Origin of the sequence: Mesorhizobium zhangyense (assembly GCF_011045115.1) — a bacterium.
GTDB classification, from domain to species: Bacteria; Pseudomonadota; Alphaproteobacteria; order Rhizobiales; family Rhizobiaceae; genus Mesorhizobium_M; species Mesorhizobium_M zhangyense.
This window is the reverse complement of sequence record NZ_JAAKZG010000007.1, coordinates 102,109-128,335: the sequence shown is the minus strand read 5'-3', so window position 1 is coordinate 128,335 and position 26,227 is coordinate 102,109. Positions and strand designations below refer to the sequence as shown.

The following is a 26,227-nucleotide window of genomic DNA, read 5'->3' as shown; positions in this document are numbered from 1 at the left end:
GGCGCTCATGACGAGCGAGACTGAAGACGGCTGGAGCCTGCAACTCTCGCAAAAGCTCTGCAAACTGCCGATGGGCCGCATCTCCCCCCAAGCCATGGAGGCGGCACGGCTGAGGCTTCTGCATGCCGTCGGCGTGTCGATTGCCCACAGCGATCTGCCCGCGGCGGCTACGGCGTGGAAGGCGTTGGGATTCAGCCGGGGCGAAAGCTTTGCCTTTGGCCGAAACCTGCGGCTCGGCGCGGAGGACGCTGCTTTCATCAACGCTACGATCGGCCACGGCAGCCTCCTGGAGGACTGTGGCCCGGGCGGGCTGCGCGAAGGCAGCCACCCCGGCACGTTCGTCATTCCCGCGGCCCTTGCGGTTGCCGAGGAGCTCGACGCAGACGGCGCTGCACTTCTGGCTGCCATGGTCGTCGGCTACGAGGCGGTCAGCCGCATCGGCTTTGCCGGTCCGCCGGAGATCGTCCAACGGCGTTTCCGGCCGCTGGGCGTCATGGGTGCATTCGGCTCGGCCGCGGCCAGTGCGACATTGATGGGCGCTGGGCCAGAGCAGGTTGCGGCGGCGCTCGCGATCGCCGCCAACCTTGCCGGCGGTACCACACAAGGTATTTTCGAAGGCACGATGGACGCCTATTTCGAAGCCGCCTTCGCCGCGCGCAACGGCGTCGTCGCGGCCCGTCTGGCCATGGCGGGTGCCGCCTGTCCCCGTGCCGCCTTGGAAGGCGAGTTCGGCTTCTTCCAGACCTATGGCGGAGCGGCGGGAAAGCTCGGCGAGATGCTGGCGGATCGTCCCAGCTTCGGCATCGAAACCGTCGGCACGAAGCGTTTCGCTGCCTGTCTTCAAAACCAGCAGACACTGGCCCTGATCGCCGACGGACTGAAGCAGCCGCTCAAGGCAGAAGACATCGCCCGCGTGACCATCACCCGGCCAGCAGTCGGCACAAACGGACTGAACAGCCCGGGCGTGTCGCGCTCGGCGCCGTTCGCCAACATGCTCTCGGCGCAGATGTCGGCCCGCTTTACCGCCGCCTCCGCACTGCTCGGTCACCCGATCGACGATCCGGAATTTTTCGACAGGCACCACGCCGATACGGCGATCGTCGAACTGACCCGGCGGATCGATCTCGTTCCCATGGATGAAGGCCCCGTTTCGGTCCGTATCTTCCTCACCGACGGCAGCGAGATCGTCCTCGACGACGACAAGTCCGCAGTGCTTTTCCCTAACCTGGCGGACGTTGCGAGACGATTTGTCTTGCGCGCCGGCATGCGTGTCGGACAGCAGGCTGGGGCCGATGTCAGGGATATCATCCTCTCCTTGGACGGCGGCAAAAAAGTACGGGCAATGACCTGCACTATTGCCGCCTATCTCGATACAGCTCGCCGGGGCGCTGCCTGACATGAAAACCAGCACGATCTGGTCGCCCTTTCATTATGTCCGTACTGCGCTATTCACGCCGGCCACTCGTCTGACCAGCCTGGACAAGGCTCTGGCCAGCGGCGCGGATTGCGTGATCCTTGATCTTGAGGACGGCGTTGGCGCGTCAGACAAGGACGCAGCGCGGTCCACGGTGATGGCGCTGGACATCCCTTCCGGCATCCCGGTCATGGTCAGGATCAACCACGCAACAACGGCGGCCGGGCTGCACGACATGCTAGCGCTCCGCACGTCCTCGGCGCGTCTGTCGGCGATCATGCTCCCGAAGGTCGAGAGCGTGTGGGAGATCGACCTTCTCCTGGCACATCTGCCGGACAGCGATACACCGGTTCCGGTGATCGCGCTCATCGAAACAGCGAAAGGGCTGGAATCTGCTGCGGCGATCGGCAGCCATCCGGCCGTTGCAGGTCTCGCGCTGGGCGGCGCGGATCTCGCCGCGGACCTCGGAGCCGACTTTTCCTGGGAACCCCTGCTCTTTTCGCGGAGCCGGATCGTTCAGGCGGCGGTGGCCGCAGGGGTTCCGGCTTGGGATGTTCCGCATCTGGCGCTTGCCGACGAGAAGGCCCTGGCCCGGGAAGCCAGCGCTTCCCGCGCGCTCGGTCTTTCCGCCAAGCTGGCGATCCATCCGAAGCAGGTGGCGGCAATAAATACCGCTTTCTCGTCCACTCCAGAGGAAGTAATGCGCGCGAAGGTTGTTCTTGCGGCATGGAAGTCATCAGGAGGTGGAGCATGCAGCCTTGACGGCCGCATGATTGATCGCCCGGTCGCGCTCGCAGCCGAGCGGCTGCTCCGCCGCGCGACATCAGCCGATACGAAGGGCAGGACAGAATGAGCCGCAGCGGATATCTGAGGATCGCCCCGAACCGTTACCGGGAGCGCTTCGGTCTGAGCTTCGAGGACTTGACGCCGGGCCTGCGCATCCGGCATCGGCCCGGCATCGACGTTTCGCAGCGCGACAATCATCTCGACGCGGTCGATCTGATCAACAACGCCCATCTCCACTATGACAGCCGCTACGCCGCCAATACCGAATGGCAGCACCCGCTGACCGTCAGCACAATGACGGTGCAGAGATTCATGGGCATGATTTCGCGCAGTTGGTATCGCCGCCGCGCCCTCCTCGGCATCGACAGCCTGGCGCTGACCGCCCCGATCAGGGGCGACGACACGCTCTATTCCGAATCCGAGGTCATCGCCCTGTCTCCGGGCTGCGACGGCGATGTCGGCGAAGCGACACTGAGCATCGAAGGCCGCAACCGGGACGGCAAGGTCGCGGCCAAGATCGACTGTCGAATCGAAGTCTATCGAACAGGCCGCCATCCGGAGGACCGATCCGCCGCGCCGATCGCGGATGAGGACCGTTTCGCCCTCTACCATGAGGCCGAGGACGGCGCCCTCGTCGAGCAGACGGGACTGTTTTTCGAAGATCTGGTGCCCGGCGAGACCTTCGAGCACTGGCCGACACGCAGTCTCAGCGTGGAGGAGAGCCGGCTTGCTGCTCTGAGGTCGCTGGAGATCAATCCGCGGTGGCATGATCCAAATTATCGCTCTGCCCATCCCGAATTCACCGAAATGGTGTGGGAGCCCCTGGTTCTCGGCGCTGTTACTGCACTCACCACCCGCACATTCGGCCGCGTGGTGGCGAACCTCGGCTGGACGGGAATTTCCATGCCCTCGCCTGTCCGGCCGGGCGATAGCCTGCAGGCGGAATCGACCGTCACAGCGGTACGCGGATCGTCCTCGCGCCCGGACCAGGGAATCGCCACCGTCGATACCCGCGCCTATGCGGGCGACCGCCTCGTCTGTGCCTATACGCGCAACCTGCTTATTTACCGGCGCGGCTGCGGACCCTATCGGAATGCCGGTTACTGAGATGCAATCGACAGCGCCGGATTTTCCCGGGCCGTCGCGATCAAGGAGGAACACAATGAGCGACATCCGGTTCGACGGGCGCGTTGCAATCGTTACCGGCGCAGGGCGTGGCATTGGCCGGGACTATGCCCTGACGCTGGCGGCGCGCGGCGCACAGGTCATCGTCAACGATATCGGTCCAGGGGAGACAGCGGGCAGTTCCAGGGCTGAAGACGTTGCCGCCGAAATTCGCGCCGCCGGCGCGCAGGCGATCGCGTCGACGCACGACATCACGGATCCACTGGCAGCCACGGCTATTTCCGATCTCGCCATAGAGCACTTCGGCCGGATCGACATCCTCATCAACAATGCCGGGGTTCTCCGGCGCAGCATGTTCGCCGACACAGATCTCGAGCTGGCCCGCTGGACGATCGACGTGCATCTGAATGCCGCCTTCAACGTGACCCAGCCAGCCTGGCGGCATATGGCGAAAGCGGGCTACGGCCGCGTCGTCATGACAAGTTCAGCCGCGAGCTTTGGGATGGAAGGCAACAGCGCCTACGTCGCCGCGAAGGCCGCCATGCTTGGACTGGTTCCGGCGCTGGCGATGGAAGGTGAGCCGCTCGGCATCAAGGTCAACGGCATCCTGCCTTTCGCTGTCTCGCTCATGGCGCAGGAAAATCCGGCGACGGCCATCGCAGCCCGCGATGCAGCCGCCAATGTCGGCTACCAGCGCGATATCGCACATCGCTCGCCGCCGCAGACCGTCACGGCAGCAACGCTTTACCTCGCCAGCGAGGAATGCGCCGTCACCGGCGAATGCATCTCCGCGCAGGCCGGACGCTATGCGCGTGTGCATCGCGGTCTCAATGCAGGCTGGATGGCAGACCGGATCGAGGGTATCGGGCCCGAGGCCGTGCGGGACCACATAGTGGAGATCGTCTCTCCGGGCGGCGAAGAAGAAATGAAGTCCATGACGGATGAGTTCCGTTCCGTCAGAAACCGGGTCTACACGCGCGAAGGCAAACCCCTCTGAAGGACAACCATCGCCGGTCATTCATCGACCGACGATGGTCTCTGCCATGACGATCGGCATGACCGCAGTCGTGCCACCGTCCACCGGCAGCGTGTGGCCGGTAACGTAGCCGGCCTCGTCGCTGGCAAGGAACAGCACGGCATAGGCGACATGCCAGCCGGTGCCTTCCGTTCCGAGCAGGCTCGCGCGGGCCCGCTTTTGCCGGATGGCGTCGCTTCCAGCCCCGTCCCAGCCCTTGAAGTTGAGCCCCATCGGGATCGCGACATGGCCGGGCGCGACATTGTTCACGCGGATACCGAACCGGCCATATTCAAAGGCTTGCGCCTTCGTCATCGCGATCATGCCGCCCTTCGACGCCGAATAGGCGATACCGCCGCCAGCCGCCATACCGGCGACCGAGGAGACGTGCACAATCGAACCGGCGCCTGCCGACTTCATGCCCGGCACGACGGCGTCCGACATCAGCTTGGCCCCCTTGAGGTTGATGTCCATAATCCGGTCCCAGAGGGATTCGAGATTCTCCTGCTCGCCGGGAGCGATCGCGGCATTGTTGACGAGAATATCTACTGTGCCGAACGTTTCGGTCGCCCGGCGGATAGCCGCGGCACATTGATCGGCCTTCGTGATGTCGGTAACAGCGCCGATCGCAGTGCCGCCCTGTTGCTCGATCACGCGTAACGTATTGTACGCCCGCTCCTCGTCGATATCGACCAGCACCACCTTCGCGCCCTTGGCCGCGAAGAGAATGGAGATATCCGCACCGGTGCCAAACAATGCGCCGGCCGACCCCGCGCCGGTCACCACCGCTACCTTACCCTTCAACCGCTCATCACGCGCAATGAGCGGCAGGTCGATAGTCTGTTCGTTCATGTCGGCCATCCTCATGCCACGCGTTTACGCCGGCGGGCGCCTCAAGCGACTGCCCGCAACGGAAGCGCCGTCAGCGTCCGCAACGTGTTGATGCGCCGGTATTCGACAGGTCCGCTTCCGACGAACTCCAGCCGGTCCATGCGCGTAACGACGGCGCGGATCAGGGCCTCGGCCTCGTACCGCGCGACCAGGAGGCCAATACATTTGTGCGCACCATGGCCGAACGCCAGATGTTCGTTGACGGCGGCGCGCGACGGATCGAAGCGATCGGCTTGCGGCCACTTGCGCGGATCGCGGTTCGCGGCCTCCATGAAGATCGCCACCTTCCGGTCGCCATCGAGGCGATAGCCGCCGAAGTCGCAACCGTCAGGAACCGTGATCCGGTGCGAGACGCGGAATGGTGAAACGTGGCGGAGCGCCTCATCAAAGGCATTCAGCGCCTTGTCGGGATTCTGCTTGATGTAGTTCCAGGCCGTCTCGTCCTGCGACAGGGACATGAGAGCGCCGTTGATGCCGGCGATCGTCGTGTCGAAGCCGCCGCGAAAGAGAACGCGAACGAAGCCAAGCGCCGTTCCCGGCTCGAATATGCCGGCATCCTCAGCCTCGTAGAGTTGCGCGCCCATGCCGCCCGGCTGCATGTTCTCCTTGCGGAAGGACCTCTCGAAATCCGGGAGATAGGGAGAGACCCGCTCCAGCGCGCCGCGATAAAGGTCGTTCATCGGCCCGTTCGCGTTGAAGTTCAGGTCACCGAACAGTAGCACGGTCTCTGGATTGATCTTGATGCCGACCGTTTCAGGAAACACGTCGAGAATGAAGGGCTCGACCAGCTCATGAACGCCGTCGAAGACCCCTTGGGCAATCACCTTGTCTACATAGGCGTTGGCCTTTTCCTCGAAGCGGCCGCGATAGCTTCGCATGGCGGCGGGAGACAATATCTTCATTATGCTGGAGCGAACGCGACGGTGTACTTCCGGCTCGACCTCCATGAGGGGGTTCTTGTCGCGCAGCGACTCCGGCTTGCGGATGTCCGTCAGGCCGACTCCGGCCGTGCAGAGAAAACGGCTGTCGTCGGAGAACGCCTCCTGAGCCTCGCTGAACCGGCCAACGGCATAGCATCCGTATTTCTGGAGCCATGCGACCGGCCCGGCTTCCCGCAGGAACTCATCGAACGGATAGGGATTGTCGATCACATCGAGCGCATAGGGGTCGATGTCCAAGACCGGGATGCGGGGATCGCCGGGACGCTCTTCATTGCCCGGCGCCTGATTGACTGCCATGTTCATTGGCTCTCTCCTCAAATATCTATGCAAGCGCGCTCACGGTGGGCACGCGCAATACGATCCCGTCCAGTTCACGCGCCGCCCGGATCTGACAGGACAGGCGCGAGCTCGGTTCGGCGGGGGCTTCGGCAAAATCCAGCATGTCGGCCTCGGTGCCGGATTTCTCTTCCAACGGCACGGGCGTTTCCTCGACAACGACATGACAGGTCGCGCAGGCAAGAGCGCCGCCGCAGTCTCCGATCACGCCGGGGATGCTGTTGTATACCGCCGCTTCCATCAGGGAATGACCAAGCGGCACATCTGCGGTGGTTCGGTTTCCGTCGCTGCCGATCCAGGTCACGGAGATCGTTTCTGTCATGTCTCAATCCTTGTCATATCACCGGCCCATCGGGACTCTTTCATTTGTCGTCCAGTTCGACTGGCACTTCTCCGCGATGAGGTCTGTTCGAATAGGCGGCGCCCTGAAGGGCCAGCCCCATGGCCAGGCCGTCCTCTATCGCCTTGCGCAAGGGCCGGATCAGGGCGGTGCGGGTGTTGCGGGCAACGACCGAAGGCTTTGCCGCCAAACGACGGGCATGGACGAAGGCGCGCTCCAGAAGTTCTTCCGGCGGATGGATTTCGGCCACCATGCCGGCGTCCAGCGCTTCCTGCGCCGACAGGATCTGCTCCCCCATAAGAAGGTAGCGGCTGCGGTTGGGACCGAGCAGCGCCGACCAGATGATGTGGGTGCCGTCGCCGGGCACCACGTTGCGGGGCAGATGGGCGGAATCTCCGAACGTCGCGGTCGGCGAGGCGAGGACGATGTCGCTCATCAGTGCGATTTCGGCGTGGATCGTACAACGCCCGTGAACCGCAGCGATAACCGGAATTTCGAGGTCGAGCATGGCCCGGAAGTAGCGTTTCGCTTCCCAGGTCATGACGTCCCAGCTGATCCCCCGGAAACTCGGCAGGTCGATCGAGTTGATCCAGTTGTCGCCGGTCGCGCTGAGGACGAGCACGCGGTTGGCGCGGTCCGTATCGAGGTCGTGCATGACCTCGCTGATGGCGCGGTGGCCTTCGGCCGACCAGATCCACTCACCGCCATTCGTGTGAAAGCGGAGATGAACGACACCGTCGTCGCGAGAAAGCGCGAATTCGGGATATTTGGCACTGTAGTCTGAAAACTCGGTCATCGCCTCGAACCTGCTTGTGTCCCCGGACGGCAGTTCAGCACTGCCGTCCTATTTGATCAACGATCGGCGTGGGACGACCGGTAACATCACTGCGCGTTGACGAAATTGCCGTCTTTGACCTTGATGATGGCCGCATCGTATTCTGGAAGGCGGTCGGTGATCGACATGACGCCTTTTGCACCGAGGATCGTCGGTACATCCTTGACGTTGCGGATCGCATCCAGGAGCATCTCGCGGGTCGCAGACGAACCCGCTTGCTTCAGGCCATAGGCAATCAGCTTCATCTGGGCATAGCCTACGGCCGACCAGTTTTCGGCGGGCGACTCGAAGGCGGCCTCATAGTCGGTCGAAAACTTCTTGCCTTCCTCATTCACGCCACCCGGCACGAAATCGGCAGAGACCACGACATTCTCGACGGCGGCGCCGCCGACCTTCATAAGCTGCTGGTTGGCAAAGCCTGCCCCGGCAAAGATCTGCGTAGCCGGGTCCATGCCGGCCTGCAGCGCCTGGGTGATCAGGTTTGCCCCGCCGGGCGCCGTCATCGAGATATGGAGGCAATCTGGCGCAAGGGCGGTGATTTTCGTGGCGAGGGCGGAGAAGTCCGTATCCTGCAGCGAGACCGCCTCCTCACCGATAAACTCGATGCCCTGCTTCTCGGCATATTCGCGGAATGTCTTGTACTGCGCGATAAAGCCCGGATTGTCATTGGCATAGATGATCAGACAGCGCTTCGGCTTTGCAACATCCGTAACGTACCGGGCCAGCGAGATGGTGTGGCTGTCGTCGGAAGATGTGATCTTCACCGAGTACGGCCCCGGCTTCAGGAGGTCCACCGAGTAGACCATGCCCATCAGCGGCACCTTCAACTCGTTGGCGAGCGGTGCGATCGAATGGGAAACATAACCGGTCGCCGTACCTATTATGGCGATGCTTCCCGATGCATTGGCCTGGTTCACCAGAAGAGCTGCCTGCCCGCGGTCACTGCCGTTGTCGAGCTGGACGAGCTTGATCTTGTCTTCGCCAAGATACCCGGACGCATTGATCTCGTCGGCCGCAAGCTTCATGCCGCGCGAAAGGGGAACGCCCTGCGAAGCGAGGCTACCGGTTAATTCCGTAATCGACGTAATCAGAAATTCTGCGGCAGTCGCCGTCTGGGACGCAAGCGTCCCAGCGACGACAGTCATAGCGGCAAGCATTGGTAATTTCATGGTCCACTCCTCCCATTTGCCCCTTCCCGCCTTTGCGGGACTAGGGTTGCATTTCGGCTCGCTTGCTCCCGACGGGCCATGTCGTCCTCGTTCAGGCCGTTGCAGGCTCCTGGCCGAGATAATGCTGGATCAGGCTGTCATCCGTCGCGAGATCGGCGCTTGCGCCCTGATGCACGACCTGTCCCTGGTCAATGACATAGCCGCGCTGGGTCACTTCCAGCGCGCGATGAACATTCTGCTCGATCAGCAGGATCGACAGGCCGCGCGAATGAAGCTGCACAAGAGCCGAAAACACGTGATCTGCCATCAGCGGGGAAAGTCCGAGGCTGGGCTCGTCCAGAAGCAGCACCTTCGGCGCACCCATCAGGGCCCGGCCGATAGCCAGCATCTGCTGCTCGCCGCCGGACATGGTGCCGGCAGGCTGCTTCAGCCGTTCCTCGAGCCGGGGAAAAAGCTTCAAGATGCCTTCGATATCGAAGTCCGGCGTCCGGCCATGCCTGGCCAGCGCGCCCAGGCGGAGATTCTCGTGGACCGTCAGGTCGGGCAGTATCTGTCGGCCTTCCGGAACCTGCAACAATCCCGAACGGGCGATGACATGGGCCGGCTTCCCCTCGAGCTGATGGCCGTCCAGCGCAACCGTTCCCGATGTCGGACGAATGATACCGGAGATAGCATTGAGCAGAGTGGATTTGCCCGCGCCGTTCGCGCCTATAACAGCAACGAACTCGCCGCCGGCAACGTCGATGCTGACCCCGCGCAGCGCCCGGATTCCCGAATAGCCGGCGACGAGGTTCTCAACCTTGAGCATGCTTGTCTCCGAGGTAGGCAGCAACGACTTTCGGGTCCTGCATGACGGCACCGGGGCGGCCTTCGCTGATCATCCGGCCCGACGCCATGACATAGACGTGCTCGCACATACGGGTGACAAACCGGACATTGTGCTCGATCATAAGGAGGCCTATGCCGGATGCGGCCAGCTCCTGATAAAGGTCGCCGAGTTCGCCCGCCTCGACATCGTTCATGCCGGCAACCGGCTCGTCGAGAAGTAGTATCTTCGGGTCCGTCGCAACGGCTCTCGCCATTTCCACGCGCCTCTGGTGGCCGTAGGACAGGTTGCCTGCGGGCATATCCGCATAACGCAGCAGCCCGAACCGCTGGAGCAGCTCCGCGCTCTTCGCACGAATGTCCGCCGTCTCGCGACGCGCGGCCCCAAGGCCCAAAAGACCCGAGACGAACGAGGCCTTCTCGTGGCGGTGGAACCCGATCATGACATTGTCGAGGACCGTCGCTTCGGCCAGCAGCCGGATATTCTGGAACGTCCGCGAAATACCGTGACGGGCGATGGCGTCGGGCTCCGCCGTAGTCAGGTCGCTGTCCCCGAGACAGACCCGACCGTCGGTGAGACTGAGGGTGCCAGTGATCAGGTTGATGACCGTGGTCTTGCCGGCGCCATTCGGGCCGATCAGGCCGGTGATCTTCCCAACAGGGGTGGACAGCGTGATATCCGAGACGGCCCGGAGACCGCCGAAGGATTTGGAGACCCCCTCAAGACGCAGAGCGGACATGTGTGCCTCCCTCTACCAAGTTGCCCTGCCGCTTCCTGCGCTTGAGGGACAAGATGAAGGTGTCGGCAAGGCCGAGCGGAAGGAAGATCATGACGGCAATCATGACAATCCCGGTAACGATCGGCCGGTACTCTGCCAGTCCCCGCGAAAGCTCGGGAAGAAGCGTCAGAAAAGCGACGCCGACCACCGGGCCCCAGGCGGAACGCCGGCCACCCACCACGATATAGCCGAGAACCATGATGACGAAGGTGAAGGAAAAGCTGCTGGGCGTCAGCGTATAGGTATTCAGCGACTGAAGTCCGCCGAACAGTCCGGCAATCGCGCCCGAAATCGTGAAGGCGAGAGCGTGATAGCGACGGATCGACACACCGAGAACCGCCGCAACCGTCTCCTCCTGCTGGATCGCATCAAACGCACGGCCGATGCCCGATCGCTGCATCGCAAACATGACGTATCCGGTGATGATAGCGGCGGCGAGCAGCGTGCCCGTTCCGACGGACTTCGGAATGCTGTTGATCCCGAGCCCCCCGCCGGTGATGGACGTTGCGAACAACATCACAGCGATGACGACCTGTACGAAGGCAAGCGTCGCTATGGCCTGGTAGATGCCCCGGAGCCGCGCCAGCGGCAGGGAAAGACACCATCCGGCAGCCGTTCCGAACAGCAGTGATGCCGCGATCGCCGCGGGGGCCGGCCATCCGTAGGTCGTGACCAGGATTGCCGAGCAATAGGCGCCGAGCGACGCAAATCCTGCTGTTGCAACCGAGAAGACGCCGGCGCGAAGCACGACCTGCTGGCTGAAGGCAAACCCAAGGGCCAGGAGGAAAATGTCGGCAAGCGGGAGGTACTGACTGAAATAGTTCATGCGCGACGTCCCACTATGCTGATCGCTGCGGCACTTCCCATCAGGCCGGACGGCTTGACGAGCAACACAAGGAACAGCAAGGAGTAGAGGATAATGTCGGGCGCCCCCGGCGGGAGGTAGACGACACAGAGGGTCTGGGCGACCCCGAAGAAAATCGCCGCCATGACGCAGCCGGGAATGCTGCCAAGCCCACCGAGAACGATGATGACGAAAGCCTTAAGCATGTAAGGCTCGCCCATGTGGGCGCTGATCGAATTGAACGACAGTGCGATCAGGACGCCGGCGATCCCCGCCATCACGCCGGAAATGAAAAAGGTCTGGAGATAGACCGCATCCGGATTGACGCCCATGAGCCTGGCGGCCTTCTCGCTGGATGCGACAGCGCGCAGCTTGAGGCCAACCGGAGTCCGGTAGAGATAATACATCAGGAACAGAAGCATCGCGCCGACCGTCAGCAGCACCGCGATCTGCAGGAAGGATATTCTCAGCCCGAGCAGATTGAAGAACACATTCGGGAAGGTTCCAAAGGGAAAGCGTACCGTCTGAGCGTCGGTCAGCTTGTGGCCGATATTGATGATGACGATGTCGGCACCGAGTGTCGTGATCAGCGCGGCGAACTCCATCACATGAGGCGGGAACCGACGCAGGCGGCGAAGCGCCACGATCTCGATGAGGCCGGAAACGACCCCGCCCGCGAGCGCGGCAGCAACCGCTGCGACCCATATCGAGACACCCGAGGTGACAAGGTAATAGGCAAAGAGTGCGGACACCATGAACACGCCGCCATGGGCGAGGTTCAGGACCCGGTGAACACTGAAAACAAGCGTGAAGCCCAGCGCGAACAACGCGTAAATGGACCCGGTGATTACACCATTCAAAATCTGCTGGGCAATCATTTGGACAATATGACCTCCTCCAGGTCGCGACGCCGTTTCCGTCGGGCGCTTTAATTATGAAAGAACCCGACCTCGGATCACTCGCCTCCGCGGTAATCCGGATCATGATTTTGGTATAATATATGATAGGAAAATGTCAAACGAAAATCGTTTAAATATTATTGTGAACTTCTGAGGTCTTACGGGCTGAAGCTGTCGTGGCAGCGGGCGACAGGCGCGGCAATATCCGCTCCGAACGGGCGCGTGAAGCTGGCTGCCGCTCTCTTGACAAGGTCGATCTGTCCGATCGACGATCTGGATGATTACAGGCGAGCCCGCAGGATGGCCGGCCCCTCGGCGAGAATGTAGTCGCGGAAGCGTTGGGCCGTCACCGACAGCGCGCTCTCATTGTAGATGGCCTGAACCTCGATATCGACGCTACGTTTAACCGGCCTTGCGATCAGACGACCATCGGCGTCATCCAGCGGCGCAAAGGGGTTAACAAGGGCAATGCCCATTCCATTGGCTACAAGGGCACAGACCGCATGATGCGACGTGGCCTCGACATGCAGGTTGCGGTCGACTTTGGCACGGTCAAACAGGCCGTCGATGAGGAAACGCAAAGCCTGACCGCGCGGAAAGCTGACAAAGGGCTCCTGATGGAAATCCTTCAGTTCGAGCACGCTCTTGGCCGCCAGCCGGTGATCCCGGGGCATGACGCAATGCGCCTGATGGGAGGCGAGCGCCACGGCCGTCAAGTCTGATTTCGCGACCGCCTGAATGGCAAAGCCGATATCGGCCCGACCGGACGAGACCCAATCGATGACCTGCTCGTGCGCCTGAATGTGGTAGGCGATCGCAACGCCGGGATGCCGTCGCTTGAACTCAGCGACCATGGCCGGCAGGAAACCGGATGCGTGCGAATTCGTCGCCGAGACAGTCAGCCGGCCCGTTTGCAGCGTGCTGATGGCGTTGATCTGCTGCCGCAGTTCTTCCAGTCCGGTGAAGAGCTTGTCGACCTGCTCGAACAGCAGCTGCCCGTCGGGGGTCGGTTCAGCGCTGTTGCGTGATTTGCTGAAAAGCCGAAACCCAACCGTTTCCTGAAAATCAGCCATGAGGCGGCTGACGGCGGGCTGGGATATCCCCAGAAGCTCGGCCGCCTTTGTCATGCTGCGCAGCGTCACAACGGCACGGAATGCTTCGACCTGACGAACATGAAGATTGAGCATGCACACCTCTTCGGCAACGACGCGGCTGGGGAATCACCCGGCATCACGGCCTCTTGCTATAATTAAATTGATCATACTGTAAGAGAGATTACCGTATCAAGTTATAGAGATCGAAAAGAACCTCGGCCAACTGATCAGCGTTAGCCTGTGCTATCCTTCAAATGGGCGGGCCAAACGTTTCACTGAGAATCGATCCAGCATTTCCACCGAGAGTTTTCGCTGGAATCAACAGCGCAGTGGGCCGGTCTGCGTGTCACGCACCAGAACGACAGGCCAATTTTCCTAATCCAAAGCGAGGGCTGTGATCTCCCGGCGGAATGGCAGCGCGTCGCCGATGTCTGCCTCGTCCAGCTCACGCGCATATCGATGACCTGCATAGGTTGCCCAGGCGATCGGACCCGGTGCTTCTGCATCGCCGATCACCTTGATCGAATGAATGCCATTGCCGGCCCACTCTTCGCGCCGCGCCTGAAGCTCGCGCCATATTCCATCGTCCTGCTGGCGGGACGTGACCAGCACGACCGCATCGGACTCGATATCGCGCTCCGCGCCCGTATAGGTACAGGCGGTTGCGACGCCGCCCGAAACAATGCGCGTAACGGTCCTGTTCAGAACGATTTCAACGCCGAGATCAGCCAGCCGGCGATGAATGGCGCCTTGCTCCAGCGTGTTGCGCGTCCAGTCCGACACATAGGCGGATGGCGTGACCAACGTCACCCTCACGCCCTGGCGCGCCATAAGTTCGGCGAGAACGCCACCCACATAATAGTGGTCGTCATCGAAGAGCACGACATTTCCCGTAGGCACCTTGCCGTCCATCAGATCGTCGGGCGTATAGACAGGCATGTCCGGGGCCATCGGCATCGGCACGACATGCGCCCGCGCCACGCCATCACGCCGCCATGCAGACCCGGTCGCAATGGCCACATTGTCAAATCCGAAACCCAGAATGTCGTCGGCCGAAAGCCGGCTTTCGAAGTAGATATCGACATTCGGCATCTGGCTGAGTTGGTACTGGCGATAGTCGCGCACACGGCCCCAGGCAGACAACCCGGGCAGACGGCATTCTCGTGCCACACGGCCGCCAAGCTCGGTGCCCGCCTCGGCAACCGCCACCTGATAACCGCGCAAGCCCAGCGCGCGCGCCGCTTCAAGCCCAGCAGGGCCGGCTCCGACGATCAGCACGCTTTCGCTGGGACCTTTGGCCTGCATGCGCTCCGGGTGCCATCCCTTGCGCCATTCTTCCATGAAAGTCGGGTTCTGCGTGCAGCGCGAGATCGACATCGTCATGTCGCCGGTGATGCAGATGTTGCAGCCGATGCATTCACGAATGTCCTCAATGCGGCCCTCCTCCACCTTTCTCGGCAGAAAAGGGTCGGCAATCGAAGGACGCGCGCAACCGATGAAGTCGAGCGTGCCCGACTTGATCATCTTCACCATCACATCGGGAGACGTGAAGCGGCCGACACCGACTACCGGCTTCGAAGTCAGCTTTTTGATGCCGGAGACAAGGTCTTCCTGAGCGGCTTCCCCCTTGAACCGCGAGGGGCCGGAGCAATCTTCCCACGCCCCATGAGCGAGATCCCAGAGGTCGGGCAGATCGGCATGCATTTCGATCATGTCGCGCACTTCGGAATTCGCAAAGCCGAGGTCGCCGATCATCTCATCGAGCGAAAGCCGCAAGGTGAGGCCGCAGGTGTCGCCAATGGCGTCGCGTCCTTCCTCGATCAGTTCGCGCATCAGGCGCGAGCGGTTCTCCAGCGAACCGCCATATTCGTCGGTGCGCTGGTTGGTAGCGGTCGACAGGAAATGCTGGATGATGCCGAACCCATGCGCACCGTAGAGGCAGACCAGATCGAACCCGGCCTGCTTAGCGCGCTTGAAGGCGTTGCGGTGCCAGCGGCGCAGATCGCGGATATCCTGCTTGTCCATGGCGCGCGCCTGCACCGGATCGTTGGTGAAGGTGCGGATCGGCAAGGCGCTAGGCCCGCGCGGCACTTCTTTCGTATAGAGGTTCGGTCCGTTGATCCCCGAATAGGCCAGCTGAATGCCAGCCAGCGCGCCATATTGCTTCATCGCCTTGGCCATCTTCGCCAGCATGGGAATATCGGCGTCGTCCCACAATCTCAGTTCGATGAACGGAGTGATCTCCGAGGTATGATGCATCTCGGTCTGTTCGGTGAAGATGACACCCCAGCCACCCTCGGATTTTATGCGGCGCATCTCGGCCGCAGCGGAGGGATCGCGATAACCGCCGCCATTGCAATGCGGAACCTGGTAGAAGCGGTTCTTTGCCGTGACCGGCCCGATCTTCATGGGCTCGAACAGAACGTCGTAGCGGGGATCACGCATCTATTTTCCCTTCCTGAAACCGCTGTTCGAGCAATATGCGGTCTGGCACGAGGCCGTTGGGTTGGATCAATTTCCTTACTCTTATGGTGAGGCGTGCGGCGTGAAACTAGAGATTTCTTCCGCACCGGTTAGGAACCGCCTAATCGTCGAAACCGGGCCGGGATCGTAAGTTTCGATGCCGTAATGAAGCAAATGCGCCTTTAGAGGAACGATCGCATCGTGCTAGATAGGCGCGATCGAAAAGTGAGATTTCCACGCATGAACAGCATTCAAATTTTGGAGAAACTGATCGGCTTCCCGACCGTCAGCCGGGATTCCAATCTGGACCTCATCAACTTCGTCGCCGAATTGCTGGATACGCATGGTATAGCCTCCACGATCATCACCAATGACGATGGCACCAAGGCTAACCTCTACGCGACGGTCGGACCGGACGACGTCCCGGGCATCATGCTTTCCGGTCACACCGACGTCGTTCCCATAGACGGGCAGAACTGGACAAAGCCGCCCTTCGAGATGACCGAAGGCGACGGGCGTCTCTATGGACGCGGCACGGCAGACATGAAGGGCTTCGTTGCTGCAGCCATCGCTGCGTGCGTCAAGGCATCGAAGGTCAAGCTGGCAACACCGCTGCATCTGGCCTTGTCCTATGATGAAGAACTTGGTTGCCTTGGCGTGCACAGCCTCATCGACATGCTGAAAGCAGCACCCCAAAAGCCGCTTTTGTGCATCATCGGCGAACCGACGAATATGCAGGTCGCCACCGGCCACAAGGGCAAAGTCGGCGCGCGCGCGATCTGCACGGGCCGTGAGGGCCACTCGGCACTCGCCCCGCTGGCGCTGAACGCCATTCATCTCGGATGCGACTTCGTGGATGTTCTGCGCAACGAGCAGGCGCGGCTTGTCGAAGAAGGCGCGCGCGATGGCGACTACGATATCTCCTATTCGACCGTTCACGTGGGCAAGATGAACGCCGGCGTCGCGCTGAACATCGTTCCCAATCTTTGCCAGATCGACTTCGAAATCCGCAACGTCGCGGCTGACGATCCGAACGAAATTCTGGATCGCATCAAAGGCGGCGCAGAGCGCATCGTTTCCGAAGCCTCCGCAATCGCGCCGGAGGCGGCGATCGACATCAACATCTTCAACACCTATCCGGGCCTCGATACGCCGACGGATTCAAAGGCTGTCGCCTTCGTGAAATCGCTCACCGGTGCAAACGGCACGATCAAGGTGGCATTCGGCACGGAAGGCGGGCTGTTCAGCCGCGATCTTGGCACACCGACCGTGGTCTGCGGGCCTGGCTCCATGGCGCAAGGTCATAAGCCGGACGAGTTCGTCAGCATCGAGCAGATGGACCGCTGCGACGACATGCTGGACAAGCTTCTGGAAAGGCTCGTCGAAGGCGGACTTTAGAAGGCTTTGTCGCAAACCATTTTCAACCTTGGCTAAGGCATTAGAGTTCCTCCCTTTCAGAGAAGCGTATTCATGTTTCAGGCCGCCATCTCAACCGTTCGGTGATCCTGTGCGTACGCTGGTATCTGGCGTACAACCTCAGCCTTCGACAGGCGAGGTACGCCTACAATCCGGCGCCATCGCTCGCCGGGCAGTTTGAAAGCCTAGTTGCCTGAATACCGTATCTGATCAGCTTGTCAGCCACCGCGACACACCGGAGGATCTGCTCCCCTCCCAGGGAGGCATGTTTTCAATGCACACAGCTGATACAACACTGAAACATGGAAAGGCGTAACCTGATTTCGCCGGGAGGAGGATCATGTCTGACAGCAAACGGCCACTGGTCATCAGCGCGCCCGAACCACGTACGCTCGACCTGATCTTCACGCCGTCGGCGCGGAAGATTTTCGGCGACCGCTACGAAATCTTCGAGGTCGAGGCGGTGCAAGTCGATCGCCTGCCGGATGCCATTCTGGAACAGGCGCGCTACATCGTTGGCCAGCCGCCATTGTCACGGCAGACGTTGGAGAAAATGCGTTCCCTGCGATGCATCTTCAATGTCGAGAGCAACCTGTTCAACAATATGCCCTATGAATTTCTGTTCGAGCGGGGCATCCATGTCGTGACGACCGGCGCGGTTTTTGCCGAGCCGGTAGCGGAACTGGGTCTGGCGCTGGCGCTGAATCTTGCCCGCGGTATCGTCGATTCGGATATCGACTTTCGTGCAGGCAAGGAGCTCTGGGGTGGCGACGGCAACAGAAAGGCGCGGCTGCTCTCGGGATCGGATGTCGGCATCATCGGCTTCGGCGATCTCGGCAAGGCGCTCAACCGGGTGCTGTCCGGCTTCAGGACGCGCATAAAGGTTTTCGACCCCTGGATGCCGCCATCGATCCTTATCGAACATGGCGTTCAACCGGCTTCGCTGAGTGAGGTGCTTTCGCAGAGCGATTTCGTTTTCGTCGTCGCCTCCGTGACCAGCGAGAACGAAGGGTTTCTCGGCAAGGATGCTTTCGCCTCGATGCGGCCGGGTGCGGCTTTCATTCTGCTCAGCCGTGCTGGCGTTGTCGATTTTCCTGCGCTGATGGAAACAGTGCGAAGCGGCCATATCGTGGCTGCCAGCGATGTCTTTCCCGAGGAGCCGCTGGCCAGGGACCATCCTGTCCGCTCGCTGCCCGGCTTCCTCCGCTCCGCCCATCGCGCCGGCGCGCTCGATATCGCTTTCACCCGCATGGGTGACATGGTGCTGGAAGACATGGATCTTGTCGACCGTGGGCTGCCGCCGATGCGCAGCAAGCGGGCGGAACGCGAGACCGTTTCGCGCATGCGCTCGAAACCGGTCGATAAGAACTGAGGCTATTCGCTCTGCCGGAAGTTGCGGATGCGATCGAACAGAACGGCAAACACGATGGCACCGCCGATGAAGGTGCCCTGCCAGAAGGCGTTGATGCCGAGCAGGCCAAGGCTGTTGCGAATGACCTCGATCAATGCCGCGCCGATGAGCGCGCCGAAAGCCGTACCGGCACCCCCTGCCAGATTGGCGCCGCCGATAACGGCGGCCGCGATGACCTGCAGTTCCATTCCGGCGCCGATATTGGTGGTTACCGCGCCGAGCCAGCCCGTTTGAATAATGCCGGCAATGCCTGCCGACAGAGCTGAAACCATGTAGACGGCAACCTTGATCCTTTTCACAGGAACACCGGTAAGCGTTGCGGCATGCTCGTTGCCGCCGATAGCAAAAACGTAGCGGCCGAACCTGGTCCAGCGCAGCACGAAGCCGGTGATGAGTGCCAGAACGATCATGTAGAGGACAGGATTGGCGATGCCGAAAAACCAGGCACCGCCACCCAGTGCCAGCAGTTTGTCGTGATCGGGTCCGAACTCGAAGACGACGGTATTGTTGGACGCAACCATCGCCAGGCTGCGGGCGATCGACAGCATGCCGAGCGTGACGACGAATGGCGGAAAGCCGAGATAGGCGATCAATATCCCGTTGAATGCCCCGATCAGAAGCGCCGTGCCGATCGATGCCACGATGCCAACCTCAATGCTGTAGCCGGCATGCATGACGACTGCCAGCACCATGCTGCACAGGCAAAGCACGGAACCGACGGACAGATCGATGCCGCCGGTTATGATGACCAGCGTCATGCCGAGCGCGATGATTGCGACGAAAGTGACGTTGCGGGTGATATTGTAAAGGTTCTTCGTCGTAGCGAAGGAGTCGGTGGCGAAAGACAGGAAGATACAGGCCAGTATGACGGCGATCAGCACCCAGAAAGTCTGGCTGCCCAGTATCTTCGCAAGCCAGCTCTGCTGCTTCTGTCCAATCGTCTGGTCAAGGGTGATAGCCATCGTCGACCTTCGTTTCCTTCCGAGACCCATGAACAGCGTCGATCACACCTGTTCGATGGCACCGGTGATAAGTCCCGTCACTTCCTCAGGCGAACTCGCCCCGATCTGCTTGTCGGCAACTTTCCGGCCGCGCCGCATGACGATGACCCGGTCGGCAACGTCGAATACGTCCGGCATGCGATGGCTGATCAGAACGACAGCGATGCCTCGGTCGCGCAGGTGGCGGATCAGGTTCAGCACTTCCGCCACCTGGCGCACCGAAATGGCCGCCGTCGGCTCGTCCATCAGCACGATCTTTGCTTCCGACAGCATGGTGCGCGCAATCGCCACCGCCTGCCTCTGGCCACCCGACATCTGCCTGACAAGATCGCGCGGACGCGTCTCGGACTTGAGCTCCCGGAATATCTCCCCGGCGCGCCTGTACATCGCCTTGTAGTCGAGCACGCGCAGAGGCCCGACGCCGCGGCGCAGTTCGCGTCCGAGAAAGACATTGGCCGCTGCCGTCAGGTTGTTGCAGAGCGCAAGATCCTGATGAACGATCTCGATGCCATGCTGTCGCGCTTCGATCGGCCTGTGCATTATGAGTTCGGCACCGTCCAGTTGCATGGTGCCGTGGCTCGGCCGGAAATTTCCGGCAATCATCTTGACCAGGGTGGACTTGCCGGCCCCGTTGTCGCCCATCAGGCCGACCACCTGGCCTGCCCCGATCGAAAACGAAACATCATTCACCGCCTGGATGGCGCCGAAATGTTTGGAAATGTTGGTCAGTTCGAGAACCGCCACGCGCCTTCCAGCCTCCCGAAACCTGCAGGCCCGCCACCGCTGTCAAGCGGCTGGTCTTTGACGCGGAGCCGTCGCGATCTCGCTTTCCCGGTCTCCTCCCAGGTGGGCGATAGCGTGCATTTACGCAAAACCGCGCCACAGCGTCAATCAATTGTCTGATAAATCGAAGGGCGTAAGGCAGAAAGTTCATTTGTAGGACAAATAGCCGTTGACGCGCGAAGCACGCCGTTATTAGCTGACCATACGAGGAAGAGCATGCCAAGGCTTGTCGCCGTCGCTTGGGCAAGGCGCGAGCGTTATTTCCAAGCCTCGGCTCCACCTGAATATCAAGCGCATCGCCCATCGACTGCAAAGCTTGCAAGAAAATCAGATGCCGGCCGTACCGGCAGACTTAATACGATCTGGAAATGCTTATCGGCTCAGCCTGGTGCTGCGGGCTTTCGAAAAGATCGTCGCATCGCCTGGCATCCGGTTTGATTTTGAGTAGCGGACACGCGGTGTCCGTCTTTTTCAAGGGAGGAACCAATGAGGAAGGCATTACTGCTCGCAACTGCCGTTCTGGCACTCAGTGCCGGACAGGCGCTGGCCAAGAAACAGCTCGTCATCGTTGTGAAAGGCCTGGACAATCCATTCTTCGAGGCCATCAACCAAGGCTGCCAGAAGTGGAACAAGGAAAACGCGGACGCGGAATATGAGTGTTTTTATACCGGTCCGGCATCGACCTCGGACGAGGCCGGTGAGGCGCAGATCGTGCAAGACATGCTCGGCAAGGCGGACACCGCCGCGATTGCCATCTCGCCGTCCAACGCCAAGCTGATCGCCCAGACCCTGAAGACGGCCAATCCGTCAGTGCCGGTCATGACGCTCGACGCCGATCTCGCCGCCGAAGATTCCGCACTGCGCAAAACCTATCTCGGCACCGACAACTACCTGATGGGTGCGCGCATCGGCGAATACATCAAGAAGGGCAAGCCGAAGGGCGGCAAGATCTGCACGATCGAAGGCAATCCGGGCGCCGACAACATCCTGCGCCGCGCCCAGGGTATGCGCGATACACTCACCGGCCAGAAGGGCCTGACCGAACTGAAGGGCGAAGGCGGCTGGACGGAAGTCGCAGGCTGCCCGGTCTTCACCAATGACGATGGCGCCAAGGGCGTCCAGGCCATGACCGACATCCTCGCTGCAAATCCTGACCTGGATGCCTTCGGTATCATGGGCGGCTGGCCATTGTTCGGGGCACCGCAGCCCTATCGCGATCTGTTCAAGCCATTGGCCGACAAGATCGCCAGCAATGAATTCGTCATCGGTGCGGCCGACACCATCGGCGACGAAGTGGCGATTGCCAAGGAAGGCCTTGTCACGGCACTTGTCGGCCAGCGTCCGTTCGAGATGGGTTACAAGGCACCGACGGTGATGATGGATCTCATTGCCGGCAAGCCGGTCGAAGATCCGGTTTTCACCGGCCTCGACGAATGCACCAAGGACACGGTCGACACCTGCATTCAGAAGTAGCTCCATTCCGTTTCGGGCGTCTGTGTTTCCAGACGCCCGAACCGACGCTTCGATATTGTGGTCACGCAGGCTGCTTCAAGCCGGCTTTGATGGCGACAGGTCGACACCGTTGACGCTGCCGATATGCGTAGCCAGCATTGGAACGAACTGGTCGGCTTTGCCTGCAGCAGATGCTCCAGCAAAGGAGTTCTTGGCGGCGTTGCCGAGCGGATTTGCCATGCCGACGGATTCAGCCATTGCTTCCAGATAGGTCATATCCTTCAAGGCGTTGGCGATGGAGAACTTATGAGCATCACGATCGCCTTCCAGCGTCCAGCGCATGAAGGTCTGGTAGAAGCCGCAATCCATGCGTCCGTTGCGTATGACGCTGTCGAAGCGCGATGGCGAAATACCCACTTTCTGCGCCAGCGCCAAGGCTTCGGCGTAAAGCGCGGCATAGCCGAGCGAGACGAAATTGTTCAGGAGCTTCATGCGATGGCCATCGCCCGTTCCGCCGATATGAACGACGCGCCCGGCCCATGTGTCCAGTACCGGCTTCAACCGCTTAAAGAGTTCGTCGGAAGCGCCGACCATCGTGTCCAGCGTGCCTTCCCAGGCCTCCTTCGGCGTACGGCTCAAAGGCGCGTCGACATAGGCGATATCAAGCTCGGCGAGCTCAGTGGCAAGCGCCATCGTCGAAACCGGATCGGCTGTAGAGCAGTCGACCACAACCGATCCGGGCTTCAGTCCGGCCTTGAGCCCGCCCGCTCCGCGAATGATCTCTTCCACCTGCCGCGAACCGGTGACGCATATGAAGACAACGGTGGAGCGCGCCGCGACCTCGGTCGGCGAGGAGGCCTCGGTTGCACCACGGGCGATCATATCCTCGGCTGGCGCACGGTTCTTGCGGCCCAGGAATGTCAGCGGATAGCCCTTTTCGACGATGTTCTTCGCCATGCCGTGGCCCATGAGGCCAAGGCCGATGAAACCGATTTGTTCGCTTGCGTTCGCAGTCATGCTCATCTTCCTTGCTTACCTTGTCGCACGTTGGATTCAGCTCTGGCATCGCCGGCGTTCTTCCACTTCATGCTCGCGGCCTGCGACGAAGTGGTGCTCCCGGAAACCGTGTTTGTCTGACAATATCTACCGATCGCGCAGAATGTGGAGGACAAAATGTCGAAGAGGATCATATTCACCGGAGGCAGCGGCAAGGCCGGGCGGCACGTCGTCCAGTACCTTGTCGAACAAGGCCATCAGGTGCTCAATCTCGACACCAAGCCGCTCGACAATCCCAAGGTCCGCACACTCATCACAGACATCACCGACAGCGGGCAGGTTTTCAATGCGCTGTCGAGCTATACCGGGCTGCACGAGTTCGACCCATCATTGCGGCCGCAACCCATCGACGCCGTCGTTCATTTTGCCGCGATCCCCCGCATCATGATCACGCCGGACAACGAAGTCTTCCGCATCAACGCGCTCGGCACCTACAATGTGATCGAGGCGGCGGTGAAGCTCGGCGTCCGCAAGATCGTCATAGCATCGAGCGAGACCACCTATGGGCTTGTCTTTGCCAACGAGCCGCGTAGCCCGCGCTATTTCCCCCTCGACGAGGAATATGACGTCGATCCGATGGACAGCTATGCGCTCTCCAAGATCGTCAACGAGCAGACCGCACGCGCCTTTGCCCTGCGCAGCGGTGCCGACATCTATGCCTTGCGCATAGGCAACGTAATCGAGCCGCATGAATATGACCTGTTTCCGAAATGGTTTGCCGATCCCGGTTTTCGCAAAAGGATCGCCTGGAGCTATATCGACGCACGCGACCTCGGCCAGATCACCAATCTTGCGGTTGAGAAGGATGGTCTCGGCTATCAGGTGTTCAATGCGGCCAATGATGACACGTCGTCGGACCTGCCCACCAGGGAGTTGCTCGACCGCTTCTATCCTGGGGTGCCGTTGAAGCGCGAGATCGGCGAATTCGAGACGCTGCTGGCGAACCGCAAGGTCAGGGAATTGCTCGGTTTCCGGCCCCAGCACAGTTGGCGGAAATACGTGCGGCAGAGTTGATCTGCACCATATCTATCCCGCCAGCTGCGTGCTGCGGCACAAACTTGCAAGGACAATTGAGTAAATATGGCGGAGCCGAAATCCAGAAAGGCCAGGAAGCCAGCTAGCGCTGCGATCACGGACAAGCCGCGTCCGAAGGGCGGTTCGAACTCCGATCGCGTCGCAAAATCTAGCGTGCCCGCGTCACTGGCCAGCGAGATCGGGCTGCGCATCGTTCGTGGCGACTACCCGCCGGGCACCATCCTGCCGAACGAGGCGAACTGGACCGAGATGTTCAACGCCAGCCGCTCGGCGGTACGCGAAGCCATCAAGATGCTGATGGCCAAGGGCCTGCTCAGCTCACGCCCGAAAATCGGCAGCCGGGTCCAGCCCCGTGATCGCTGGAACCTCTTGGATCGCGATGTTTTGAGCTGGTACGCGGCTTCGCCGGATCGCGAAGTCTTTCTCAGGACGGTGCAGGAATTCCGGCACATCATAGAGCCCGAAGCGACCGCCTTGGCGGCGCTGCGCCGCACCGACGAACAAATGGCTGAGATCAGCCAGGCGCTGCACGATATGGAGCACGCCGGGTCGCTTCAGCAGCGAACCCAGGCCGATACCAGATTTCACGTAGCCATCCTGCGCGCATCAGGTAACGATCTGCTCGTGCCGCTTGGCGTGCTGATCGAATCCGCGCTCAACCACCTCTTCGTGCATGTCACCCGAGAAGGGCAAAGCCTGCAACGCGCGCAAAAACTTCATGAGAACATAGAGAAGAGCATTCGCTTGCAGCGGCCCAATACGGCGCGCAGCGCGGTTCGCAAACTGTTGGCGAATACCGATGAGATCATCGGGCAAGGACCTTCTTAGTCCTTGCCCAGTCTAGATCGCTCTGAAAAGTCAGGCGACGCGGGTGCGGATTTCGCCCACGCCTTCGACAGCGCCGTGCATCTCGTCGCCGCGCACCACCGCACCGACGCCGGCAGGCGTTCCCGCAAAGATCAGATCGCCGGCCTGAAGCGTAAACAGCCCCGACAGATAGGAAATCATCTCCGGCACTTTCCAGATCATCTGGTTGAGATCACCGCTCTGGCGAAGCTCACCGTTCACCTTGATCCAGATTGCACCGGCCGTTGGGTGACCGATCTTTGAAGCCGGAACCAGCGGCGTGCAGGGTGCCGAGGCCTCGAATGCCTTGCCGGTCTCCCACGGACGCCCGAGCTTCTTGGCCTCGCCCTGCAGATCGCGGCGCGTCATGTCGAGACCGACACCATAGCCGAAGACGTGATCCATCGCGCTTTCGAGCGGGATGTTGGTGCCACCCTTGTTCAGCGCCACCACCAGTTCGATCTCGTGATGCACATCGCTGGTCTGGGAAGGATAGGGGAAATCCTGGCCGGAAAGCACAAGCGTATCCGGGTTCTTCTGGAAGAAGAAGGGCGGCTCGCGGTTGGGATCATGGCCCATCTCGATGGCATGGTCGGCAAAGTTGCGCCCGACGCAATAGATACGGTGAACCGGAAACAGCGCATCGCTTCCGACGATTGGCAGCGTCGGTATGGCCAGCGGCGCAAACAGATAGTTGGTTGTTGTATGCACGTTCATTATCTCGCTCCTGCGTAATATTCGATGCGTTTTTCGAAGGTTTCGATCAGCGCGGACAGAAGCATCGCTGCCGCGAAGAGGATGATGGTCAAGGCCCAGAAGCTTTCCATTTCAAAGCTGCGGGAGAAGAGTTCGAACAGCTCGCCATAGCCGACGATCGAGACGAGGATCTGGCCGATGACGACGCCTTTGACGCCACGGATAAGCCCGATGCGGATGCCAGCCAATATCTCCGGCAAGGCAGACAGAAGGATGATCTTGCTGAACAACACCCAGCCATTCGCGCCATAGCTTCGGCCCATTTCGATAAGCGAAGGCGGCACCTGCATCACCCCTGCCCGCGCGTCAAGAACGATGATCCAGACCGCGAACAGAAATACCGTGACGACCACGGTCGTTTCGCCGAGACCGAAGAGGATCATCAGCACCGGAACCAGTGCCGACAGCGGCGCGCTGACGAACATGTTGACCCACAAGCCCATCAGATTGTCGACCGCCTTGAACCGTCCCATCAATATGCCGAGCGGGACGCCGATGCCGATCGCCAGTGCCATGCCGATGGCAAAGCTGCGCAGAGTGATGATGGAGGCGTTCTGCCAGGAATTGGTCTGCACCAGATGCACACCGGTTTCGATGATGGAACTCATCGGCGGGATCAGGAAGATAAGGTCGAGCCGACCGACGATCTCCCAAAGGATCGCCCATACGATGAGCGAGGCCATCATCGGAACGCGAAAACCGAAAATCGTCATGG

The 26,227-nt window shown here is 60.9% G+C and carries 25 protein-coding genes and 1 pseudogene; 10 read left to right on the top strand and 16 right to left on the bottom strand.

All coding sequences use genetic code 11. The annotated features are described in order from the left end of the window. The first annotated feature begins 7 nt into the window (after positions 1-7). The 4 genes from G6N74_RS18045 to G6N74_RS18030 are packed head-to-tail and all read left to right on the top strand — an operon-like array spanning position 8 to position 4,322. Entirely contained in the window at positions 8-1,396 is a 1,389-nt protein-coding gene (locus G6N74_RS18045; protein ID WP_165119339.1) for an MmgE/PrpD family protein, read from the top strand. Position 1,397: 1 nt separating this feature from the next. Then, complete coding sequence (locus tag G6N74_RS18040) at positions 1,398-2,267, top strand: HpcH/HpaI aldolase/citrate lyase family protein (RefSeq protein WP_165119338.1); 870 nt, start codon at positions 1,398-1,400, stop codon at positions 2,265-2,267. Continuing rightward, positions 2,264-3,307 (top strand): MaoC/PaaZ C-terminal domain-containing protein, encoded by a 1,044-nt coding sequence (locus G6N74_RS18035; RefSeq protein ID WP_165119337.1) that lies wholly within the window; start codon positions 2,264-2,266, stop codon positions 3,305-3,307. The genes G6N74_RS18040 and G6N74_RS18035 overlap by 4 nt, the downstream gene beginning before the upstream one ends. Positions 3,308-3,362: 55 nt before the next feature. Continuing rightward, a complete protein-coding gene (locus tag G6N74_RS18030; RefSeq protein WP_165119336.1) occupies positions 3,363-4,322 on the top strand; it encodes an SDR family NAD(P)-dependent oxidoreductase in 960 nt (319 codons plus the stop codon). A 21-nt stretch (positions 4,323-4,343) separates the two neighbouring features. Here the strand turns inward: G6N74_RS18030 and G6N74_RS18025 are convergent, their stop codons facing one another. The 11 genes from G6N74_RS18025 to G6N74_RS17975 all read right to left on the bottom strand — a co-directional run bounded on the left by G6N74_RS18025 (position 4,344) and on the right by G6N74_RS17975 (position 15,738). Then, positions 4,344-5,192 (bottom strand): SDR family NAD(P)-dependent oxidoreductase, encoded by an 849-nt coding sequence (locus G6N74_RS18025; protein WP_165119335.1) that lies wholly within the window; start codon positions 5,190-5,192, stop codon positions 4,344-4,346. A 41-nt stretch (positions 5,193-5,233) separates the two neighbouring features. Continuing rightward, positions 5,234-6,475, bottom strand: coding sequence for a cytochrome P450 (locus tag G6N74_RS18020; RefSeq protein ID WP_165119334.1), 1,242 nt, complete (start codon positions 6,473-6,475; stop codon positions 5,234-5,236). A gap of 19 nt (positions 6,476-6,494) precedes the next feature. Further along, positions 6,495-6,830: a 2Fe-2S iron-sulfur cluster-binding protein gene (locus G6N74_RS18015; protein ID WP_165119333.1), complete on the bottom strand. Its 336-nt coding sequence runs from the start codon at positions 6,828-6,830 to the stop codon at positions 6,495-6,497. A 40-nt stretch (positions 6,831-6,870) separates the two neighbouring features. Then, positions 6,871-7,644, bottom strand: a complete 774-nt coding sequence (locus tag G6N74_RS18010; RefSeq protein ID WP_165119332.1) for an enoyl-CoA hydratase/isomerase family protein — start codon at positions 7,642-7,644, stop codon at positions 6,871-6,873. A gap of 86 nt (positions 7,645-7,730) precedes the next feature. Beyond that, a complete protein-coding gene (locus G6N74_RS18005; RefSeq protein WP_165119331.1) occupies positions 7,731-8,852 on the bottom strand; it encodes an ABC transporter substrate-binding protein in 1,122 nt (373 codons plus the stop codon). Between the two features lie 91 nt (positions 8,853-8,943). Further along, positions 8,944-9,660 (bottom strand): ABC transporter ATP-binding protein, encoded by a 717-nt coding sequence (locus G6N74_RS18000; RefSeq protein ID WP_165119330.1) that lies wholly within the window; start codon positions 9,658-9,660, stop codon positions 8,944-8,946. Continuing rightward, on the bottom strand, positions 9,647-10,417 hold the full coding sequence (locus G6N74_RS17995; RefSeq protein ID WP_165119329.1) for an ABC transporter ATP-binding protein: 771 nt from the start codon (positions 10,415-10,417) through the stop codon (positions 9,647-9,649). Before G6N74_RS17995 ends, G6N74_RS18000 begins: the two co-directional genes overlap by 14 nt. Then, entirely contained in the window at positions 10,398-11,282 is an 885-nt protein-coding gene (locus G6N74_RS17990; RefSeq protein ID WP_165119328.1) for a branched-chain amino acid ABC transporter permease, read from the bottom strand. Before G6N74_RS17990 ends, G6N74_RS17995 begins: the two co-directional genes overlap by 20 nt. Continuing rightward, positions 11,279-12,178: a branched-chain amino acid ABC transporter permease gene (locus G6N74_RS17985; protein WP_165119327.1), complete on the bottom strand. Its 900-nt coding sequence runs from the start codon at positions 12,176-12,178 to the stop codon at positions 11,279-11,281. The genes G6N74_RS17990 and G6N74_RS17985 overlap by 4 nt, the downstream gene beginning before the upstream one ends. Before the next feature lie 302 nt (positions 12,179-12,480). After that, positions 12,481-13,386 (bottom strand): LysR substrate-binding domain-containing protein, encoded by a 906-nt coding sequence (locus G6N74_RS17980; RefSeq protein ID WP_281354001.1) that lies wholly within the window; start codon positions 13,384-13,386, stop codon positions 12,481-12,483. Between the two features lie 282 nt (positions 13,387-13,668). Then, entirely contained in the window at positions 13,669-15,738 is a 2,070-nt protein-coding gene (locus G6N74_RS17975) for an oxidoreductase (RefSeq protein WP_165119325.1), read from the bottom strand. A 258-nt stretch (positions 15,739-15,996) separates the two neighbouring features. Between G6N74_RS17975 and argE the strand changes: the two genes are divergently transcribed. The 3 genes and pseudogenes from argE to G6N74_RS17965 all read left to right on the top strand — a co-directional run bounded on the left by argE (position 15,997) and on the right by G6N74_RS17965 (position 18,544). Next, on the top strand, positions 15,997-17,154 hold the full coding sequence (gene argE, locus G6N74_RS17970; protein WP_165119324.1) for an acetylornithine deacetylase: 1,158 nt from the start codon (positions 15,997-15,999) through the stop codon (positions 17,152-17,154). A gap of 68 nt (positions 17,155-17,222) precedes the next feature. Beyond that, a pseudogene (locus tag G6N74_RS30525) lies at positions 17,223-17,312 on the top strand (IS6 family transposase); the annotation flags it as partial. Between the two features lie 200 nt (positions 17,313-17,512). Next, the gene (locus tag G6N74_RS17965; protein ID WP_165119323.1) at positions 17,513-18,544 is read left to right on the top strand and encodes a hydroxyacid dehydrogenase; all 1,032 of its coding nucleotides are present in this window, start codon (positions 17,513-17,515) and stop codon (positions 18,542-18,544) included. A 2-nt stretch (positions 18,545-18,546) separates the two neighbouring features. Here the strand turns inward: G6N74_RS17965 and G6N74_RS17960 are convergent, their stop codons facing one another. After that, the gene (locus G6N74_RS17960) at positions 18,547-19,545 is read right to left on the bottom strand and encodes an ABC transporter permease (protein ID WP_165119322.1); all 999 of its coding nucleotides are present in this window, start codon (positions 19,543-19,545) and stop codon (positions 18,547-18,549) included. A 42-nt stretch (positions 19,546-19,587) separates the two neighbouring features. Further along, positions 19,588-20,328: an ATP-binding cassette domain-containing protein gene (locus tag G6N74_RS17955; protein WP_165119321.1), complete on the bottom strand. Its 741-nt coding sequence runs from the start codon at positions 20,326-20,328 to the stop codon at positions 19,588-19,590. Positions 20,329-20,853: 525 nt separating this feature from the next. Between G6N74_RS17955 and G6N74_RS17950 the strand changes: the two genes are divergently transcribed. After that, complete coding sequence (locus G6N74_RS17950; RefSeq protein ID WP_165119320.1) at positions 20,854-21,840, top strand: substrate-binding domain-containing protein; 987 nt, start codon at positions 20,854-20,856, stop codon at positions 21,838-21,840. A gap of 75 nt (positions 21,841-21,915) precedes the next feature. Here G6N74_RS17950 and G6N74_RS17945 read toward each other — a convergent pair whose 3' ends face one another. Then, positions 21,916-22,842, bottom strand: coding sequence for an NAD(P)-dependent oxidoreductase (locus G6N74_RS17945; protein ID WP_165119319.1), 927 nt, complete (start codon positions 22,840-22,842; stop codon positions 21,916-21,918). 150 nt (positions 22,843-22,992) lie between these two features. Between G6N74_RS17945 and G6N74_RS17940 the strand changes: the two genes are divergently transcribed. Beyond that, positions 22,993-23,889, top strand: coding sequence for an NAD-dependent epimerase/dehydratase family protein (locus tag G6N74_RS17940; protein ID WP_165119318.1), 897 nt, complete (start codon positions 22,993-22,995; stop codon positions 23,887-23,889). A gap of 66 nt (positions 23,890-23,955) precedes the next feature. Next, entirely contained in the window at positions 23,956-24,738 is a 783-nt protein-coding gene (locus G6N74_RS17935; RefSeq protein WP_165119317.1) for a FadR/GntR family transcriptional regulator, read from the top strand. A gap of 30 nt (positions 24,739-24,768) precedes the next feature. Here the strand turns inward: G6N74_RS17935 and G6N74_RS17930 are convergent, their stop codons facing one another. Continuing rightward, positions 24,769-25,473, bottom strand: coding sequence for a fumarylacetoacetate hydrolase family protein (locus G6N74_RS17930; RefSeq protein WP_165119316.1), 705 nt, complete (start codon positions 25,471-25,473; stop codon positions 24,769-24,771). Further along, complete coding sequence (locus G6N74_RS17925) at positions 25,473-26,225, bottom strand: ABC transporter permease (RefSeq protein WP_165119315.1); 753 nt, start codon at positions 26,223-26,225, stop codon at positions 25,473-25,475. The genes G6N74_RS17930 and G6N74_RS17925 overlap by 1 nt, the downstream gene beginning before the upstream one ends. Positions 26,226-26,227: the final 2 nt, after the last annotated feature.

What these genes read in the sequence shown, in the direction of transcription:
- G6N74_RS18045 (WP_165119339.1), top strand. Translation starts at nt 8, where the DNA reads ATGACGAGCGAGACTGAAGACGGCTGGAGCCTGCAACTCTCGCAAAAG.
- G6N74_RS18040 (WP_165119338.1), top strand. Translation starts at nt 1,398, where the DNA reads ATGAAAACCAGCACGATCTGGTCGCCCTTTCATTATGTCCGTACTGCG.
- G6N74_RS18035 (WP_165119337.1), top strand. Translation starts at nt 2,264, where the DNA reads ATGAGCCGCAGCGGATATCTGAGGATCGCCCCGAACCGTTACCGGGAG.
- G6N74_RS18030 (WP_165119336.1), top strand. Translation starts at nt 3,363, where the DNA reads ATGAGCGACATCCGGTTCGACGGGCGCGTTGCAATCGTTACCGGCGCA.
- G6N74_RS18025 (WP_165119335.1), bottom strand. Translation starts at nt 5,192, where the DNA reads ATGAACGAACAGACTATCGACCTGCCGCTCATTGCGCGTGATGAGCGG.
- G6N74_RS18020 (WP_165119334.1), bottom strand. Translation starts at nt 6,475, where the DNA reads ATGAACATGGCAGTCAATCAGGCGCCGGGCAATGAAGAGCGTCCCGGC.
- G6N74_RS18015 (WP_165119333.1), bottom strand. Translation starts at nt 6,830, where the DNA reads ATGACAGAAACGATCTCCGTGACCTGGATCGGCAGCGACGGAAACCGA.
- G6N74_RS18010 (WP_165119332.1), bottom strand. Translation starts at nt 7,644, where the DNA reads ATGACCGAGTTTTCAGACTACAGTGCCAAATATCCCGAATTCGCGCTT.
- G6N74_RS18005 (WP_165119331.1), bottom strand. Translation starts at nt 8,852, where the DNA reads ATGAAATTACCAATGCTTGCCGCTATGACTGTCGTCGCTGGGACGCTT.
- G6N74_RS18000 (WP_165119330.1), bottom strand. Translation starts at nt 9,660, where the DNA reads ATGCTCAAGGTTGAGAACCTCGTCGCCGGCTATTCGGGAATCCGGGCG.
- G6N74_RS17995 (WP_165119329.1), bottom strand. Translation starts at nt 10,417, where the DNA reads ATGTCCGCTCTGCGTCTTGAGGGGGTCTCCAAATCCTTCGGCGGTCTC.
- G6N74_RS17990 (WP_165119328.1), bottom strand. Translation starts at nt 11,282, where the DNA reads ATGAACTATTTCAGTCAGTACCTCCCGCTTGCCGACATTTTCCTCCTG.
- G6N74_RS17985 (WP_165119327.1), bottom strand. Translation starts at nt 12,178, where the DNA reads ATGATTGCCCAGCAGATTTTGAATGGTGTAATCACCGGGTCCATTTAC.
- G6N74_RS17980 (WP_281354001.1), bottom strand. Translation starts at nt 13,386, where the DNA reads ATGCTCAATCTTCATGTTCGTCAGGTCGAAGCATTCCGTGCCGTTGTG.
- G6N74_RS17975 (WP_165119325.1), bottom strand. Translation starts at nt 15,738, where the DNA reads ATGCGTGATCCCCGCTACGACGTTCTGTTCGAGCCCATGAAGATCGGG.
- argE (WP_165119324.1), top strand. Translation starts at nt 15,997, where the DNA reads ATGAACAGCATTCAAATTTTGGAGAAACTGATCGGCTTCCCGACCGTC.
- G6N74_RS17965 (WP_165119323.1), top strand. Translation starts at nt 17,513, where the DNA reads ATGTCTGACAGCAAACGGCCACTGGTCATCAGCGCGCCCGAACCACGT.
- G6N74_RS17960 (WP_165119322.1), bottom strand. Translation starts at nt 19,545, where the DNA reads ATGGCTATCACCCTTGACCAGACGATTGGACAGAAGCAGCAGAGCTGG.
- G6N74_RS17950 (WP_165119320.1), top strand. Translation starts at nt 20,854, where the DNA reads ATGAGGAAGGCATTACTGCTCGCAACTGCCGTTCTGGCACTCAGTGCC.
- G6N74_RS17945 (WP_165119319.1), bottom strand. Translation starts at nt 22,842, where the DNA reads ATGAGCATGACTGCGAACGCAAGCGAACAAATCGGTTTCATCGGCCTT.
- G6N74_RS17940 (WP_165119318.1), top strand. Translation starts at nt 22,993, where the DNA reads ATGTCGAAGAGGATCATATTCACCGGAGGCAGCGGCAAGGCCGGGCGG.
- G6N74_RS17935 (WP_165119317.1), top strand. Translation starts at nt 23,956, where the DNA reads ATGGCGGAGCCGAAATCCAGAAAGGCCAGGAAGCCAGCTAGCGCTGCG.
- G6N74_RS17930 (WP_165119316.1), bottom strand. Translation starts at nt 25,473, where the DNA reads ATGAACGTGCATACAACAACCAACTATCTGTTTGCGCCGCTGGCCATA.
- G6N74_RS17925 (WP_165119315.1), bottom strand. Translation starts at nt 26,225, where the DNA reads ATGACGATTTTCGGTTTTCGCGTTCCGATGATGGCCTCGCTCATCGTA.